Source organism: Ruegeria sp. HKCCD6157 (genome assembly GCF_013110685.1).
In the GTDB taxonomy this organism is placed as follows: domain Bacteria; phylum Pseudomonadota; class Alphaproteobacteria; order Rhodobacterales; family Rhodobacteraceae; genus Ruegeria.
Genome location: NZ_WVRB01000005.1, coordinates 132,209 through 148,214, shown reverse-complemented (window position 1 = coordinate 148,214; position 16,006 = coordinate 132,209). Strand labels below are relative to the sequence as shown.

17 protein-coding genes are annotated in these 16,006 nt (G+C 58.7%); 8 read left to right on the top strand and 9 right to left on the bottom strand.

All coding sequences use genetic code 11. From position 1 onward, the window contains the following. Positions 1–18: 18 nt before the first annotated feature. The 8 genes from sdhA to GS612_RS15815 all read right to left on the bottom strand — a co-directional run bounded on the left by sdhA (position 19) and on the right by GS612_RS15815 (position 6,211). Entirely contained in the window at positions 19–1,824 is a 1,806-nt protein-coding gene (gene sdhA / locus GS612_RS15850; RefSeq protein WP_171641645.1) for a succinate dehydrogenase flavoprotein subunit, read from the bottom strand. Between the two features lie 18 nt (positions 1,825–1,842). Next, entirely contained in the window at positions 1,843–2,214 is a 372-nt protein-coding gene (gene sdhD / locus GS612_RS15845) for a succinate dehydrogenase, hydrophobic membrane anchor protein (protein WP_171641643.1), read from the bottom strand. A 13-nt stretch (positions 2,215–2,227) separates the two neighbouring features. Next, entirely contained in the window at positions 2,228–2,614 is a 387-nt protein-coding gene (sdhC, locus tag GS612_RS15840; protein ID WP_152456838.1) for a succinate dehydrogenase, cytochrome b556 subunit, read from the bottom strand. 214 nt (positions 2,615–2,828) lie between these two features. Continuing rightward, complete coding sequence (locus GS612_RS15835; protein ID WP_152456837.1) at positions 2,829–3,491, bottom strand: DUF1194 domain-containing protein; 663 nt, start codon at positions 3,489–3,491, stop codon at positions 2,829–2,831. Positions 3,492–3,545: 54 nt separating this feature from the next. Continuing rightward, a complete protein-coding gene (locus GS612_RS15830; RefSeq protein ID WP_152456836.1) occupies positions 3,546–4,574 on the bottom strand; it encodes a MaoC family dehydratase in 1,029 nt (342 codons plus the stop codon). Continuing rightward, positions 4,574–4,780: a DUF1737 domain-containing protein gene (locus tag GS612_RS15825; protein WP_171171155.1), complete on the bottom strand. Its 207-nt coding sequence runs from the start codon at positions 4,778–4,780 to the stop codon at positions 4,574–4,576. The genes GS612_RS15830 and GS612_RS15825 overlap by 1 nt, the downstream gene beginning before the upstream one ends. A gap of 12 nt (positions 4,781–4,792) precedes the next feature. After that, positions 4,793–5,347 carry an NnrU family protein gene (locus tag GS612_RS15820; RefSeq protein ID WP_171641642.1) on the bottom strand — a complete coding sequence of 185 codons (555 nt, stop codon included), beginning with the start codon at positions 5,345–5,347 and terminating at the stop codon, positions 4,793–4,795. A gap of 6 nt (positions 5,348–5,353) precedes the next feature. Further along, a complete protein-coding gene (locus tag GS612_RS15815) occupies positions 5,354–6,211 on the bottom strand; it encodes a CoA ester lyase (RefSeq protein ID WP_171641640.1) in 858 nt (285 codons plus the stop codon). A gap of 171 nt (positions 6,212–6,382) precedes the next feature. Here GS612_RS15815 and GS612_RS15810 point away from each other — a divergent pair, with 171 nt between their 5' ends. After that, the gene (locus GS612_RS15810) at positions 6,383–6,688 is read left to right on the top strand and encodes a hypothetical protein (protein WP_171641638.1); all 306 of its coding nucleotides are present in this window, start codon (positions 6,383–6,385) and stop codon (positions 6,686–6,688) included. Here GS612_RS15810 and GS612_RS15805 read toward each other — a convergent pair whose 3' ends face one another. Then, positions 6,689–7,444, bottom strand: a complete 756-nt coding sequence (locus GS612_RS15805; protein WP_171229784.1) for a sulfite exporter TauE/SafE family protein — start codon at positions 7,442–7,444, stop codon at positions 6,689–6,691. A gap of 167 nt (positions 7,445–7,611) precedes the next feature. Between GS612_RS15805 and mdh the strand changes: the two genes are divergently transcribed. From mdh to GS612_RS15770, 7 genes are all read left to right on the top strand, one after another. Continuing rightward, entirely contained in the window at positions 7,612–8,574 is a 963-nt protein-coding gene (gene mdh, locus GS612_RS15800; RefSeq protein WP_171233113.1) for a malate dehydrogenase, read from the top strand. Positions 8,575–8,883: 309 nt separating this feature from the next. Then, entirely contained in the window at positions 8,884–10,077 is a 1,194-nt protein-coding gene (gene sucC / locus GS612_RS15795; protein ID WP_152456830.1) for an ADP-forming succinate--CoA ligase subunit beta, read from the top strand. A 97-nt stretch (positions 10,078–10,174) separates the two neighbouring features. Further along, entirely contained in the window at positions 10,175–11,002 is an 828-nt protein-coding gene (locus GS612_RS15790; RefSeq protein ID WP_171641636.1) for a glycosyltransferase family 25 protein, read from the top strand. Positions 11,003–11,015: 13 nt separating this feature from the next. Continuing rightward, entirely contained in the window at positions 11,016–11,897 is an 882-nt protein-coding gene (sucD, locus tag GS612_RS15785; RefSeq protein WP_152456828.1) for a succinate--CoA ligase subunit alpha, read from the top strand. Between the two features lie 116 nt (positions 11,898–12,013). Beyond that, positions 12,014–12,511 carry a DUF805 domain-containing protein gene (locus GS612_RS15780; RefSeq protein WP_152456827.1) on the top strand — a complete coding sequence of 166 codons (498 nt, stop codon included), beginning with the start codon at positions 12,014–12,016 and terminating at the stop codon, positions 12,509–12,511. After that, the gene (locus GS612_RS15775) at positions 12,508–13,050 is read left to right on the top strand and encodes a DUF805 domain-containing protein (protein WP_171229787.1); all 543 of its coding nucleotides are present in this window, start codon (positions 12,508–12,510) and stop codon (positions 13,048–13,050) included. Before GS612_RS15780 ends, GS612_RS15775 begins: the two co-directional genes overlap by 4 nt. Next, positions 13,047–16,004 carry a 2-oxoglutarate dehydrogenase E1 component gene (locus GS612_RS15770; protein ID WP_171641634.1) on the top strand — a complete coding sequence of 986 codons (2,958 nt, stop codon included), beginning with the start codon at positions 13,047–13,049 and terminating at the stop codon, positions 16,002–16,004. The genes GS612_RS15775 and GS612_RS15770 overlap by 4 nt, the downstream gene beginning before the upstream one ends. Positions 16,005–16,006 lie beyond the last annotated feature (2 nt).

The following is a 16,006-nucleotide window of genomic DNA, read 5'->3' as shown; positions in this document are numbered from 1 at the left end:
CCTGTTCCTGACCAGCCTTTAGAACGTCCGCGCTTTGGGCGCGATTTTCTGCAAGCTGATACCGCCTTGGTCCTCGGTCGTCAGCGGATCAACGATGACCGGACGATAGCTGAGCTCAACCTTGCTGCCCTCAACCCGGCTGACCGTGTGAACACGCCAGTTTTCGTCATCACGCTCGCTGAAGTCCTCATGCGCGTGGGCCCCTCGGGATTCCTTGCGGGCCTCGGCGCCGACGATGGTGGCAAGCGCGTTTGGCATCAGGTTGGTCAGTTCAAGGGTTTCCATCAGATCGCTGTTCCAGACCAACGAACGGTCTGTGACCTTCAGGTCGTCCATCTTTGCGGCAATCGCCGTCATCTTCTCGACGCCTTCGGCCATGGTCTTGGCGGTTCGGAACACGGCCGCATCCGCCTGCATGGTCTTTTGCATCTCAAGCCGAAGATCAGCGGTTGGGATTGAACCGCTGGCGTTACGCACCGCATCAAAACGGTCAAACGCCTTGTCGACCGACGCCTGGTTCAGAACCGGGTTGGGGGATTCGGCGTCGACAACCTTGCCAGCCCGGATCGCTGCCGCCCGGCCAAAGACCACAAGGTCAATCAGCGAGTTCGACCCCAGTCGGTTCGCACCGTGGACCGAGGCACAACCGGCTTCGCCAACGGCCATCAAACCGGGAACGACCGCAGTCGGATCGTCGGAAGTCGGGTTCAGAACCTCACCCCAATAGTTCGTGGGGATACCGCCCATGTTGTAATGCACGGTGGGCAGAACCGGGATCGGTTCCTTGGTGACATCCACACCCGCAAAAATCTTGGCGCTTTCCGAGATGCCGGGCAGGCGCTCCGCCAGAGCCTCGGCAGGCAAGTGGCTGAGGTTCAGGTGAATGTGATCCCCTTCGGCCCCTACGCCACGTCCCTCGCGGATTTCCATGGTCATCGAGCGCGAAACGTAATCGCGCGGTGCGAGGTCCTTGTACTGGGGCGCATAGCGCTCCATGAACCGTTCACCTTCCGAGTTTGTCAGGTACCCGCCCTCGCCGCGCGCGCCTTCGGTGATCAGACAGCCCGAACCGTAGATGCCGGTGGGGTGGAACTGAACGAATTCCATATCCTGCAAGGCCAGCCCAGCACGGGCCACCATGCCGCCGCCATCACCGGTGCAGGTATGGGCCGAGGTCGCACTGAAATAGGCACGGCCGTAGCCACCCGTAGCCAGCACCACCATCTTGGCGTTGAAGACATGCATGGTGCCATCGTCCAGCTTCCAGCAGACGACACCCTGACACTGACCGTCTTCGGACATGATCAGGTCGATGGCGAAATACTCGACATAGAACTCGGCGTTGTTCTTGAGCGACTGTCCGTACAGAGTATGTAGGATCGCGTGGCCGGTCCGGTCGGCGGCTGCACAGGTGCGCTGTACCGCAGGACCTTCTCCGAATTCAGTGGTGTGTCCACCGAAGGGGCGCTGATAAATCTTGCCCTCTTCCGTCCGGCTGAACGGAACGCCATAGTGCTCCAGCTCGTAGACCGCCTTGGGCGCCTCGCGGGCGAGGTACTCCATCGCGTCGGTATCGCCCAACCAGTCCGAGCCCTTGACGGTATCGTACATGTGCCATTGCCAATGATCGGGGCCCATATTCGACAGCGACGCGGCAATGCCACCCTGCGCGGCCACGGTATGAGAACGGGTTGGGAAAACCTTGGTCACGCAGGCCGTACGCAGGCCTTGTTCCGCCATACCCAATGTCGCCCGCAGACCGGCCCCACCGGCGCCGACAACGACCACGTCATATTCATGCGTTTCGTATTCGTATGCAGCCATTTCTTTCAGCTCCGGGAATTAAAGGGCAATGCGCGCGATGGCGAAGATGCCGGCCGCGGCCGCACCGTAGGACAGGCAGGTCACCAGAATGATCAGGACCTTCTCAAGCGTGCCGTGAACATAGTCTTCAAGCATCACCTGCGCACCGTCTGCGAAGTGTTTGAAGCCAACCGCCAGCGTCAGTGCTGCCACGATGGCCGGGAAGGGCCGCGAGTAGTATTCAAGTACCACGTCAAACGGCTGACCCAGAACCGGGCCGAAGGTGAAAACAAACAAAGGCACAAGGATCAGCAGAGCCACCGAGCTGACTTTCATCGCCCAGAAATGAGCGGTGCCGGATTTCGCCGAGCCAAGGCCAGTGGCGCGTTTGCGGTCGGTCAGATAACGCATGTAAGGCCTCCAATCACGCGACGATGACAAGGGTCAGAAGGGTCAGCACGACCGATCCGATGACGACGGCCCAGCCCAGCTTTGTCGCTGTGGGAAGGTCCAGCCCAATCGCATTGTCCCAGATCAGGTGCCGTACACCGGCCAGCGTGTGATACCAAAGACCCCAAACGGACAGAGCCATCACCAGATCGCCAAGCACCGAAGTAATCACTCCGTTCGCAACGGCGAAGGCCTCGGGCGACGTTGCTGCGGCCAGAAACCACCAGACGATCAGCAGCGCCGCCAGCAGTAGCGCGTTTCCGGTGATGCGTGTCAGGATGGATGTGACCGACGTCAGCTGTGGACGATAGATCGACAGGTGCGGCGAAAGTGGGCGGTTGCCCCGATTTACATCGGCCATGGCGGCTCCTTTTCGGTTGGCTACCGAACGTTTTACTGTTTTTTGCGACACTGTCACGTGCTGCGGGTGCAAAAACCACTAAATTCAGCGCAATTTGACGGATTATTCCGGTATGTGATCACACAAAATATTGTCGTGATCACATTTAACATTCCCCTTCATCAATGTTAGCGATTTCAAGACCAAAGGCATGTGATCACGAATCTCCTGACTGTCATTTCAGGCCTGCCGTTTGCTGCGTCACTTCGCGCAGCAGTTTCTTGCGAATTCGTTCCGGGTAGTCCGCGAAGCCCGAGGCCGAAACGACAAAAGCGCCTTCACCCACGATGACATTCTCAAAGAAATAGGCCGTCAGGTCCGGTTCACTTTCTTCGATGGCCAACGCATTGACGACAATGCCGCGGTTGCGCAAAGCCGCGTGAACTTGCGTCGGTTCGACGCCTTCATTGGATACGCCGTCCCCCGACAGATCGATCAGTCGCCGTTTGCAATCGGAAACGGACTCAAATGCGTCCAGCGTCGTGTGCAGCGCCTCGCCAATCGCTGTCGAGAAGTTCCGCCAGATGCGTGGATCTTCGGCAACCTGATCGGCAAAACGATCCAGCGCCGCGAAACTGTCAACTCGGGTCCAGGGGATCGTGACCTGCTGGCGCGACGACCCGGTCCATTGCACCAGCATCAACTGCGCCTGACCACGAACCAATGCCTCGGACACGATCGGGTCACGCAGACCAGCGGCCAGCCCGTCCATCTGGATACGAAACTCGCTGGCGTCGACAGAGCCGGAAACGTCAACCGCCAGGGCCAGCGCCAGATCGCAGGCCTGAGCCGCCGGCGCCAGACAAACGCTGGTCAATATCGCGCGCAGAATATGCATGTTGCAAGCCTAGCACGGCTTGCACGCGAATGGCTCACATTACCGTCAGCACGCCTATTGCGGCATGAGCGCCCAATAGTCGAGGTCCAGAAGCACATCCGGCAAATACCGGCCCTCGTCATTCTTCAAAACGAACGGATCGCCACCCTTTGTCGCCACCAGACGCAGGCGGATCGCACCCACGCCGGGAACACCGGTTTCTGCCTTATCCAGAACTTCGGACCAGGCCTTGATCGTGTCGCCCGCGAAACACGGATTGGCATGCGCGCCGCCATTCAGGCCGACAATCATCTGCGCGTTCGCAAGCCCATTGAACGACAATGTCCGCGCCATCGAGATCACGTGCCCGCCATAGATCAACCTGCCTTCCGGGCGGAACGTCAGGTCGAAATGCACCTTGGCGGTGTTCTGCCACAATCGCGTGGCCAGCATGTGTTCGGCCTCTTCCACGGTGACGCCGTCCACGTGGTCGATTTTCTCTCCGATTTCATAATCGCCCCAACGATGCGCTTCACCGGCCAAAGCGAAATCGTAATTCGAGAAATCCAGACCTTCGGGCACGATCAGATCCTGGGGCGTCAAGGCCTTCTTCAATTCGGGAACAACCGTTTCGGGCGCTGGCGCATTCACGTCTGCCTTGCGCACCATCACCCAACGGACATATTCGATGACGACTTCGTCCAATTGGTTCAATCCACGGGTGCGGACCCAGACGACACCTGTTTTCCCGTTGGAATTCTGTTTGACGCCAATCACCTCGGACACAGATCGCAGGGTATCACCGGCATAGACGGGTTTCAGCCAACGGCCTTCGCCATAACCAAGATTGGCTACCGCGTTCAACGAGACATCCGGAACCGTTTTACCGAAAACCAGATGAAACGCCGCCAGATCATCAAGCGGACTTTCCGGCAAACCGCAATCCCGGGCAAATTCGTCCGAGGAATACAGCGCGTGACGCGCGGGATAAAGCGCGTGATACAAACCGCGTTCGCCCTCGGTCACTGTGCGCGGCACGGCGTGTTGCAACACCTGCCCTACGGAATAATCCTCGAAAAATCGGCCCGGATTTGTTTTTACCATTACTGCTGTCCCAGTTTCATGTCGGGGGAATAGTCGGCTTCGACCTCTTTGGTCACAGCCTGCGCACACCGCATTACATTGTTGGCTGAGTCAAAGGCATAGGACGGGTCGCCGTGCAGCTCCCATCCCTTCGCCAGCGCATCTGACACCTTGTGGCAGAAGGCTGACGTGTCTTCTTCGGTCAACAAACGATAGAGTTTCGCCATGGGGTCAGGTCCTCATGAGCCAAACGGAGACGGTCCGACCAGGCCGTGGATATATCCGATAATCACCAGCAGCACGATCGACGCCACAAAGAACATCGCATCCTTGCCATAGGTTCCCGGTTCACCGGGCGTCCAGTCGGGTTCGGCCTTGTTGATCACAACAACTTCGACCACGGCCCATGCCAGAAGACCGCCGAACAGGATGATCGAGGCCAGATCTCCGTTCACCAGCAAATGCGCAAAGGCCCACAGCTTGAATCCACCAAGCATCGGATGGCGAAGCTTGTTCAGCACCCGGCCTTTTGTGCCCGCGGGGCTCATCATGAAAATCGCGATCAGAACCAACAGATTATTGACGTGAATCAGGAAGGTCGGCGGCGCCCAGACATAAATGAAGTCGGTCATGCGATAGCCGAACACCATCAACAGGATCGACGCGACCAGCGCCAGGGCTACTGCCCCCTTGCCCCCGTCGCCCATCGCGGCGCGGCGTTCAGGCGCCACGCGTTTGAACAGATGCGCGGCCCACCACAGCGCCACGCCCAAAATCAGAAGAACAAAGCCCATGCTGGCTTACCCCGCTTGCAAAGCTGAAATCGCCTCTGCTTTTGCCAGAATTTCACGGGCCGTTGCAACGTGCAGGTTTTCAACGATCTTGCCATCCACGACGGCAACACCCTGCCCTTGCGCTTCGGTCTCTTCGAATGCCGAAATTTGGCGGCGGGCCAGATCGATCTCGTCATCCGATGGTGCGAAGGCCGTGTTGGCCACATCGACCTGGGCCGGATGGATCAGTGTTTTGCCGTCAAAGCCCATGTCGCGACCCTGCGCACACTCGGCGGCCAGACCCTCGGCTTCCTTGAATGCGTTGTACACGCCATCGATGATGATCAGCCCTTCGGCCTTGGCGGCCAACAGGCACAGACCCAGCGAAGTCATCATCGGCAGGCGATCGGGACGAAAGCGGGTTTGCAGTTCTTTGGCCAGATCGTTTGTGCCCATCACGAACCCGGCCATCAGCGGATGCGCGGCGATCTCGGCAGCGTTCAGCATTCCGCGCGACGTTTCCATCATGGCCCAGATCGGCAATTCTCCGGTGATCGCCGCCAGAGCATCCACGTCAGCCGCCGAATTCACCTTGGGCAACAGGACAACATCGGCATCCATGTCGCGCACCGCCTCGGCATCGGCACGCCCCCATTCGGTGTCCAGCCCATTGATCCGGACGATCTTGACCCGCGCACCATAGCCCCCAGCGGCCAAGGCCCCTTTCAGCGTTTCGCGAGCGTTTTCTTTTTCGTCCGCTGCAACTGCATCTTCCAGATCGAAGATGATCGCATCCACAGGCAAAGAACGGGCCTTGTCCAGGGCCCGGTCCCTCGAACCAGGAATGTAGAGAACCGAACGATAGGGGCGCAGACGAGGATCCATGGACCACTCCCATTGAAATAAAGTTGCGCGGAATGGGACATTTTTTGCAGGAAAGTTCAAGCACAAAATCGCCGCACCGCAGCAAACCCGACGCAACGTGCGTTCCCTTAACCGGATTTCGTCCCTTGCCACCCACCCTGATCGGCAGTTGGAATCAAAAAGGGGTACGGGATGCGAAAGACGGTGTTCAAGATGACGATGGGGCTTGGGATCATGGTCCTGGCCGCGCAACATGTGCATGCTCAGGGTCAAAACTGTGCGCCCAGAGAAGCTGTACTGGAACGGTTGCACGAGGCCTATGGCGAAACGCGCAGGGGTTTGGGACTGGCCCGGAAAGGCGCCGTCATGGAGCTTTTTGCCTCGAACGAAACCGGCAGCTGGACGATCACGGTGACGTTGCCCAACGGGATCACCTGCCTTGTGGCTTCTGGTCAGGCTTTTGAAGAGGTGACCGAGGCGCTGCGACCCAATGCCTGATCAGGTAAGCGCGTCCCAGATCAGCTTGCTGCCGGTGAGCGTCAGCAGCACATAGGCAAGCCCGAAGAACAGGCGTTCGGACAACATGAAATGTGCCCGGACGCCCAGCCATGCCCCCAGGATCGCAAAGGGTGTCAGCAGCAAATCCGCCCATAACGTCTGCCATGTGAACATACCCAGATACGCATAAGGTATGAATTTCGCGATATTGATCACCCAGAAAACCAGTACCGTACTGGCTTGAAATTCCGTTTTCGTCAGGCGTTGCGACAATAGATAGACCGCTGCCGGGGGGCCACCGGCATGGCTGACGAAACTTGTGAAACCCGCGACCAGCCCGGCAAACAAACCGGAAGACGGCGGCAGTCGCCTGGCAAACCCGCGCACCCACCCTTTCGACTGCGCGATGTGCCAGATTACGAACCCGACCGAGATGCCACCAATCAGCAGACGCAACAGATCATCATCTGTTGCACGATAAAGCCACGCACCCATCGCCACACCGGGCACGGCGCCAAGGATCAGCAGACGGGAATCCGGCCAGCTCCACCGCCTCCAATAGGGACCCAAAGTGGCCACGTCGATCACCATCAAGATCGGCAGCATCAGGGCCAAAGCCTGCCCGGGCGTCAGGATCAAGGCCAGAATCGACGACGAGGCAAAGGCCACGCCGGAACCGAAACCGCCCTTTGAAATACCGGCAAAGATCACGGCAGGGATCGCCACGGCAAAAAACATCAAGTTCAATTCGAACATGTGACAGTCCCGGTTTTGGCTTGTCTCAAAGGCCGTTTAGCGCAATCAAAGCGGGGCCTGCAAACAGTATGCGGTTGTATGCCACGTCGCAGAACTCTTGCCTATTGACGTTTTAACGACTAGCACAACCGCGATTTCAATACCGACCGGATATGGAGAAATTCCAAATGGCCAGACCCAAGATTGCGCTGATCGGCGCGGGGAACATCGGCGGCACGCTCGCACATCTCGCAGCTGTCAAAGAACTGGGTGACGTTGTCCTGTTTGACATCGCAGACGGGCTGCCTCAGGGCAAGGCGCTCGACATCGCTGAATCCGGCCCTTCGGAAGGGTTCGACGCCTCGATGAAAGGCACCAGCGACTATGCCGATATCGCTGGCGCGGATGTTTGCATCGTGACCGCAGGCGTGGCCCGCAAACCGGGCATGAGCCGCGATGATCTGCTGGGCATCAACCTGAAAGTCATGAAGTCGGTTGGTGAAGGCATCGCAGCCCACGCACCCGAAGCGTTCGTTATCTGCATCACCAACCCGCTGGACGCGATGGTCTGGGCCTTGCGCGAATTCTCGGGCCTGCCGCACAACAAGGTCTGCGGCATGGCAGGGGTGCTTGATTCCGCGCGCTTTGCACACTTCCTGTCGGAAGAGTTCAACGTCTCGATGCGCGACGTCACCGCCTTCGTTCTGGGCGGCCACGGCGACACCATGGTGCCGTCGGTCCGTTACTCGACCGTTGCCGGTATTCCGCTGCCTGATCTGGTCGAGATGGGCTGGACCACGCAAGAGAAACTGGACGCCATCGTGCAGCGCACCCGTGACGGCGGCGCCGAAATCGTTGGCCTGCTGAAAACCGGTTCGGCCTATTACGCGCCTGCAACGTCGGCGATCGAAATGGCCGAAGCCTATCTGAAAGACCAGAAACGCGTTCTGCCCTGCGCGGCCTACTGCAACGGCGAACTGGGCGTAGACGGGCTCTATGTCGGTGTTCCGACTGTGATCGGCGCTGGCGGCGTCGAGCGTATCGTTGACATCAAGCTGAACGAAGACGAGCAGGCAGGGTTCGACAACTCGGTGAACGCCGTGAAGGGTCTGATCGACGCGTGCAAGGGCATCGACAGCTCGCTGGCGTAAAACAACCCTGAACTCCGAATAACAGACCGGCCCGTTTCAGGGCCGGTTTTCGTTTGGCCCGCGCATGTCCCGGTCGCAAATGTTGGCGCAAACGCCGCAAATCCCTTTTTTCGAATGTGGTTTTCTGACGCTGCGCAGTTTTTTCGAATCGTTTTGCCACATCAGAAATTTTGTGATCACACCCTAAAATCCCGTGATCACAAATGTTGAAAATCTTCGCTAAAAACCCATCGAGCATCAAAAAACCCTTTAAACTTGCCCGCTAGACACCCCTATAACGATTAAACGCAGTCAGACGGGACAGTTTCGATGAACATTCACGAATATCAGGCCAAAGCCCTCCTTCGCAGCTATGGCGCACCGGTGTCCGATGGTCGCGCCGTGTTGCGCGCCGAAGAAGCCAAAACCGCAGCAGGTGAGCTGGACGGCCCGCTTTGGGTTGTCAAAGCACAGATCCACGCAGGTGGTCGCGGCAAGGGTTCGTTCAAAGAGGCCGACGCCGGTGAAAAAGGCGGTGTTCGTCTGACCAAATCGGTTGAAGAAGCCGCCGAAGAAGCCAAAAAGATGCTGGGCCGTACTCTGGTCACGCATCAGACCGGTCCGGCAGGCAAGCAGGTCAACCGCATCTATATCGAAGCAGGCTCGGGCATCGAGCGCGAACTGTACCTGGCCCTGCTGGTAGATCGTCAAACCAGCCGCATTTCTTTCGTCTGTTCGACCGAGGGCGGCATGGACATCGAAGAGGTGGCCGCCGCAACGCCCGAGAAAATCCTGTCCTTCTCGGTCGATCCGGCCACCGGTTACATGCCGTATCACGGTCGCCGCATCGCCTTCTCGCTGGGTCTGGAAGGCCCGCAAGTCAAGCAATGCGTCAAACTGATGGGTCAGCTCTATCAAGCCTTCGTCGAGAAGGACATGGAGATGCTGGAGATCAACCCGCTGATCGTTTCCGACAGCGGCGATCTCAAGGTGCTGGACGCCAAGGTCGGCTTTGACGGCAACGCGGTCTACCGCCACCCCGACATCGCCGAGCTGCGCGACACGACCGAGGAAGACCCCAAGGAGCTGGAAGCCAGCAAATACGACCTGAATTACATAGCGCTGGATGGTGAGATCGGCTGTATGGTCAACGGTGCCGGTCTGGCCATGGCGACGATGGACATCATCAAGCTTTATGGTGCCGAGCCTGCCAACTTCCTCGACGTGGGTGGCGGCGCCACCAAAGAGAAGGTGACCGAGGCGTTCAAGATCATCACCAGCGATCCGCAGGTCAAAGGCATCCTGGTCAACATCTTCGGCGGCATCATGCGCTGTGACGTGATCGCCGAGGGCGTCGTGGCCGCGGTGAAAGAGGTCGGCCTAAAGGTTCCGTTGGTTGTGCGTCTGGAAGGAACCAATGTCGAGAAAGGCAAAGAGATCATCAACACCTCTGGCCTGGACGTGATCGCGGCGGACAACCTGAAAGACGGCGCCGAGAAGATCGTGAAAGCGGTCAAGGGTTAAGCTTGTTCAAGTGGGGCTGGCCTCGGGCCCGCCCCATCGCGGCTAAAACCAAGCTGAAAAGCATTGCCGCGCAAGGCCGAAAGAAGCAATCGATCTGATGACCATCCCCATCTTCCTCATAGGCTTGGAACGCGCCACAGGGCGGGCGCGTTTGATGGAGCAGGAGCTGCAAAAGGCAGGCCTGTCGGCGACGCGCGTCAATGCTGTTGATTGCGACGCCGCCACCCGTGAGGATTTCCTGCGCGACTGTCGGGCCGAGGGGCCGTGGGGCTATTTCCATACCAAGGACATGGCCTGCACCCTCAGCCATGCCAAAGCATGGGAGGCGCTGATCGCCTCGGGCGCGGAACAGGCGTTGATCCTTGAGGATGATGTGTTTCTGACACCGGAACTGGCAGACTGGCTGAATGATGCCTCATGGTGGCCCACAGATGCCGATATCGTCCGGTTCGAACGCTGGCGCAGCACGAAGCTTTACGTGGCACTTGGACGCAAGCGTTTGTCCCATTTGGGGCGGGAACTGCGCCTGATGCGCTCGCGCCATCCTGGTGGTGCAGCTTATGCGCTTACACGCGAAGCGGCCCGGCACTTCCTGGCCCAGAAACCCTTTGACATTACGCTGGATGGTTTGTTGTTCAACCCTTCCGCCTCGCCGGCGGCGCGCCAGACCAACATCTATCAGGTGATCCCGGCCATGGTCGAACAGGGCAACGAAGCGCCCGGCGAATACAATATGGGTGCGCCGCGCGCGCGGCCAACAGGCTGGCCCCTGATCCGGCAAAAAGCAAGGCGTGGCATCGCTGAAATCAGCAGCGGCCTGCGTACGACGGCCAACCTGGCCCTGGGACGTGCCACGCTCGAGAAAATTACCTACGCGCCGCAGGTTCTGCCGGCGACTGAACCCAATCAATCCAACACCGCCTAGAGAAAGGGACAATATGGCAGTCCTCATCGACGAAAACACCAAAGTGATCTGTCAGGGCTTTACCGGCTCGCAGGGTACATTCCACAGCGAACAGGCCATTGCCTATGGCACCAAGATGGTCGGCGGCGTCACCCCCGGCAAAGGCGGGATGGAGCATCTGGGCCTGCCCGTATTCAACTCGGTCCACGAGGCCAAGCACGTGACCGAAGCCAATGCCAGCGTGATCTATGTGCCGCCGCCGTTTGCTGCGGATTCGATCCTCGAAGCGATTGATGCCGAGATGGAAGTGATCGTCTGCATCACCGAAGGCATCCCGGTGCTGGACATGATGAAGGTGAAGCGCGCGCTGGAAGGCAGCAAATCCCGCCTGATCGGCCCGAACTGCCCCGGTGTGATTACACCCGACGCCTGCAAGATCGGCATCATGCCCGGCCATATCCACAAGCGCGGCTCGGTCGGCGTTGTGTCCCGCTCGGGCACTCTGACTTATGAGGCCGTCAAGCAAACCACCGATGTGGGTCTGGGCCAGTCCACCTGCGTGGGTATCGGCGGCGACCCGATCAAAGGCACCGAGCATATCGATGTGCTGGAATGGTTCCTGGCCGATGACGAGACCGAGTCGATCATCATGATCGGTGAGATCGGTGGCTCGGCCGAGGAAGAAGCCGCGCAGTTCCTGGCGGATGAGGCCAAGAAGGGCCGCAAGAAGCCGACCGCCGGTTTCATCGCAGGCCGCACAGCCCCTCCGGGCCGCCGTATGGGCCACGCAGGCGCGATTGTCGCCGGTGGCAAAGGCGGCGCCGAAGACAAGATCGAAGCCATGCGCTCGGCCGGTATCGTCGTGGCCGAAAGCCCGGCGCAGCTGGGCGAAGCCGTGCTGGAAGCGATTGGGTAAGTGACCAAGAACCGGGCATATGCTTTTGGGGCAACGCCCGGCTCGGGGGTGGGCGAGACGCGCCCGCCCATCAATCCTGAAGTTTGCCTTTGGCAATTCCGGGCGGAACAGTAACGATGGGACCAAAGCAAGCCATATCGACCGGCATCCGAAAGACATTTGTCTTTTCGGGCAGAGCGTCGCGTTCTGAGTTTTGGTGGTTTGCCCCTATTGCAATTGTTTTGCCGATCTCCGCCGCATTACTGTTTGACTGGAGCGTTCTCGTAAACTGGGGCACCTCGAGGCTTTTGGTGATCACCGCCGCGTCTTTGCCCCTGCTTTCGGCAATGTGCAGACGGCTGCAGGATACTGGCGAAGATGGGCATCAAGCGCTCTATCCGTTCGCAACAGTATTTATCGTTTGGCTGGGGTATCATGTCTTTCTTGGCTTCGGGTTGCTGATCGGCGGACCGATTCTCCTGTTTCTTCTGGTCATCTTTCTTTTTGTTCCAGTGTTCCTAATCGCGATAGTGACAAGCGCGCTGGTTGCGTCCAATGTTATCGGGTTGATGCTGGTTGCTTCCGACCCAGACAAAAATCGATTTGGGGTGCCACGTGAAGAGGGCTTCGCATGACCTTCTCCGACGCCATACGCACCTGTTTCTCCAAGTTTTTCACCTTCTCAGGTCGTGCCTCGCGGCCCGAATACTGGTTCTTTTTCCTGTTCATCGTGATTTGGAACATCATCGCCGGCATCATCGACTGGCAGTTCTTCACTCAGGTCGCGATCACCGAAAGCGATGAGGTGAAATCTGTCACCGCAACGTCCTCGGCTCCGGTGCAGAGCATCGTCGGCCTGATCGTCTTCTTCCCGCATCTGGCCGTTGCGTGGCGGCGGATGCACGATACCGGGCGCAGTGGGCTGTACGCTCTGCTGCCGATCCTGCTGGTCCTTGGGGCCTTTGCCGTCCTGATCTTTGGTATCGGGATCGCCTCGAGTTTCCAGCATGGCGGAACGCTCGACATTTTGTTTACCCGCGCAACATTGCTGATCGTCATCCCGACACTTATCGTTCTGGTGGTGTCGCCCCTCCTGGTGCTGTGGTGGCTGACCCGCCCCAGTCAACCAGGCACCAATCAATACGGTCCCAACCCACATGAGGTAGCCCAATGACCGAACACTCGCCCAATACTGCCTTTCATGCCTCGAGCTTCATGCAGGGGCATAACGCCGAATACCTGGAACAGCTTTATGCGCAGTACACCAAGAACCCCGGTGCGGTAGACGCTGCCTGGGTCGAGTTCTTCAAGGCCATGGGTGACGCCGCGCCTGATGTGCAGCGCGAGGCCGAAGGGCCTTCGTGGGCGCGCACGGACTGGCCGCCCATGCCAGCGGATGATCTGACCGGTGCGTTGACCGGCGAGTGGGCCGAGATTGACGCCAAGGCCGCAGGCAAGAAGATCAAGGAAAAGGCCGCCGACAAAGGTGTCGAAGTCAGCGATGACCAGATCAAGCGCGCGGTGCTGGACAGTCTGCGGGCGCTGATGCTGATCCGGGCCTACCGGATCCGGGGCCATCTGGCCGCCAACCTTGACCCACTTGGCATGCGCGCGGCCAGCAATCATCCGGAACTGGATCCCAAAACCTACGGCTTCTCCGATGCCGATATGGATCGCCCGATCTTTATCGACAACGTTCTGGGACTTCAGGTCGCCTCGATGCGGCAGATCGTCGAGATCGTGAAACGGACCTATTGCGGCACTTTTGCTCTGCAATACATGCATATCTCGAACCCGGAAGAGGCCGCCTGGCTGAAAGAGCGCATTGAGGGTTATGGCAAGGAAATTCAGTTCACCAAGGAAGGCCGCAAAGCTATCCTGAACAAGATGGTCGAGGCCGAAGGCTTTGAGAAATTCCTGCACGTCAAGTACATGGGCACCAAGCGCTTTGGTCTCGATGGCGGTGAGGCGCTTATTCCGGCGATGGAGCAAATCATCAAGCGTGGCGGCGCGCTCGGCCTCAGTGATATCGTGATCGGGATGCCGCACCGGGGCCGTTTGAACATTCTGGCCAATGTGATGGGCAAACCGTACCGCGCCATTTTCAACGAATTCCAGGGCGGCAGTTTCAAACCCGAAGACGTGGATGGTTCGGGCGACGTGAAATACCACCTCGGTGCTTCAAGCGATCGCGAGTTCGACGGCAACAGCGTGCACCTGTCGTTGACGGCGAACCCGTCGCATCTTGAGGCGGTGAACCCTGTGGTTCTGGGCAAGGTCCGCGCCAAGCAGGATCAGTTGGGCGACACGGACCGCACCAAGGTCATGGCCATTCTGCTGCACGGCGATGCAGCCTTTGCCGGTCAGGGCGTCGTGGCCGAAGGCTTTGGCCTGAGCGGTCTGCGCGGGCATCGCACCGGTGGGACAATGCATATCGTGGTGAACAACCAGATCGGCTTTACCACCGCGCCGCATTTTTCACGCTCCAGCCCATATCCGACGGATATCGCGCTGATGGTCGAGGCGCCGATCTTCCACGTGAACGGGGATGACCCCGAGGCGGTTGTTCATGCAGCCAAGGTGGCGACCGAGTTCCGCCAGAAATTCCACAAGGACGTGGTTCTGGATATCTTCTGTTATCGCCGGTTTGGTCACAACGAGGGCGACGAGCCCATGTTCACCAACCCGATCATGTACAAGAAGATCAAGACGCATAAGACCACGCTGTCCTTGTATACGGAACGCTTGGTCAAGGATGGCCTGATCCCCGAGGGTGAGATCGAGGATATGAAGGCGGCCTTCCAGGCTCATCTGAACGACGAATTCGAGGCCGGTAAGGACTATAAACCCAACAAGGCCGATTGGCTGGATGGGCGCTGGTCGCATCTTGACAAGAACAAAGACGAATACATGCGCGGCGAGACGGCGATCACGCCGGAAACCATGGCCGAAATCGGCGATGCCCTTACCCGCGCACCAAGCGGATTTGCCATGCACAAGACGGTTGGTCGTCTGCTTGAGCACAAGAAACAGATGTTTGAAACCGGTAAAGGCTTTGACTGGGCCACTGGTGAGGCGCTGGCCTTCGGGTCCCTGCTGACCGAGGGCTACCCGGTACGCCTTGCAGGGCAGGACGCCACGCGCGGCACCTTCAGCCAACGCCATTCCGGATTCGTTCATCAGGAAACCGAAGAACGGTATTACCCGCTGAACAACATTCGCGCAGGTCAGTCGCATTACGAAGTGATCGACTCGATGCTGTCCGAATATGCAGTGCTCGGCTTCGAATACGGATACTCGCTGGCCGAACCAAATGCGCTGGTCCTGTGGGAAGCCCAGTTCGGGGACTTCGCCAACGGCGCGCAGATCATGTTCGACCAATTCATCAGTTCGGGTGAATCGAAATGGCTGCGGATGTCCGGCCTGGTCTGTCTGCTGCCGCATGGGTTCGAAGGGCAAGGCCCCGAACATTCGTCGGCAAGGCTGGAGCGGTTCCTGCAAATGTGCGGTCAGGACAACTGGATCGTGGCGAACTGCACGACGCCTGCGAACTATTTCCACATCCTGCGCCGCCAACTGCACCGGACATTCCGCAAGCCGCTGATCCTGGTGACTCCGAAATCACTGCTGCGCCACAAGCTGGCAGTCAGCACCGCAGAGGATTTCACCACCGGATCCAGCTTCCACCGGGTATTGTGGGATGATGCCCAGAAGGGCAATTCCGACACCAAGCTGGTGGCGGATGACAAGATCAAACGCGTGGTGATGTGTTCCGGTAAAGTCTATTTCGACCTGCTGGAGGAACGCGATGCTCGCGGCATCGACGACATTTATCTGATGCGGATCGAACAGTTCTATCCCTTCCCGGCGCATTCTCTGATCAACGAGCTTGAACGGTTCAAGAATGCCGAAATGGTCTGGTGTCAGGAAGAGCCCAAAAACCAAGGTGCGTGGACCTTTATTGAACCCAATATCGAATGGGTTCTTTCCCGGATCGGCGCGAAACATACCCGTCCGGCTTATGTCGGTCGCGCAACCTCGGCCTCGCCCGCAACGGGCCTGGCCAGCCAACACAAAGCCCAACAAGAAGCGCTGGTTAACGAAGCGCTGAGCCTCGAAGGAAAATAAGC

What these genes read in the sequence shown, in the direction of transcription:
- sdhA (WP_171641645.1), bottom strand. Translation starts at nt 1,824, where the DNA reads ATGGCTGCATACGAATACGAAACGCATGAATATGACGTGGTCGTTGTC.
- sdhD (WP_171641643.1), bottom strand. Translation starts at nt 2,214, where the DNA reads ATGCGTTATCTGACCGACCGCAAACGCGCCACTGGCCTTGGCTCGGCG.
- sdhC (WP_152456838.1), bottom strand. Translation starts at nt 2,614, where the DNA reads ATGGCCGATGTAAATCGGGGCAACCGCCCACTTTCGCCGCACCTGTCG.
- GS612_RS15835 (WP_152456837.1), bottom strand. Translation starts at nt 3,491, where the DNA reads ATGCATATTCTGCGCGCGATATTGACCAGCGTTTGTCTGGCGCCGGCG.
- GS612_RS15830 (WP_152456836.1), bottom strand. Translation starts at nt 4,574, where the DNA reads ATGGTAAAAACAAATCCGGGCCGATTTTTCGAGGATTATTCCGTAGGG.
- GS612_RS15825 (WP_171171155.1), bottom strand. Translation starts at nt 4,780, where the DNA reads ATGGCGAAACTCTATCGTTTGTTGACCGAAGAAGACACGTCAGCCTTC.
- GS612_RS15820 (WP_171641642.1), bottom strand. Translation starts at nt 5,347, where the DNA reads ATGGGCTTTGTTCTTCTGATTTTGGGCGTGGCGCTGTGGTGGGCCGCG.
- GS612_RS15815 (WP_171641640.1), bottom strand. Translation starts at nt 6,211, where the DNA reads ATGGATCCTCGTCTGCGCCCCTATCGTTCGGTTCTCTACATTCCTGGT.
- GS612_RS15810 (WP_171641638.1), top strand. Translation starts at nt 6,383, where the DNA reads ATGCGAAAGACGGTGTTCAAGATGACGATGGGGCTTGGGATCATGGTC.
- GS612_RS15805 (WP_171229784.1), bottom strand. Translation starts at nt 7,444, where the DNA reads ATGTTCGAATTGAACTTGATGTTTTTTGCCGTGGCGATCCCTGCCGTG.
- mdh (WP_171233113.1), top strand. Translation starts at nt 7,612, where the DNA reads ATGGCCAGACCCAAGATTGCGCTGATCGGCGCGGGGAACATCGGCGGC.
- sucC (WP_152456830.1), top strand. Translation starts at nt 8,884, where the DNA reads ATGAACATTCACGAATATCAGGCCAAAGCCCTCCTTCGCAGCTATGGC.
- GS612_RS15790 (WP_171641636.1), top strand. Translation starts at nt 10,175, where the DNA reads ATGACCATCCCCATCTTCCTCATAGGCTTGGAACGCGCCACAGGGCGG.
- sucD (WP_152456828.1), top strand. Translation starts at nt 11,016, where the DNA reads ATGGCAGTCCTCATCGACGAAAACACCAAAGTGATCTGTCAGGGCTTT.
- GS612_RS15780 (WP_152456827.1), top strand. Translation starts at nt 12,014, where the DNA reads ATGGGACCAAAGCAAGCCATATCGACCGGCATCCGAAAGACATTTGTC.
- GS612_RS15775 (WP_171229787.1), top strand. Translation starts at nt 12,508, where the DNA reads ATGACCTTCTCCGACGCCATACGCACCTGTTTCTCCAAGTTTTTCACC.
- GS612_RS15770 (WP_171641634.1), top strand. Translation starts at nt 13,047, where the DNA reads ATGACCGAACACTCGCCCAATACTGCCTTTCATGCCTCGAGCTTCATG.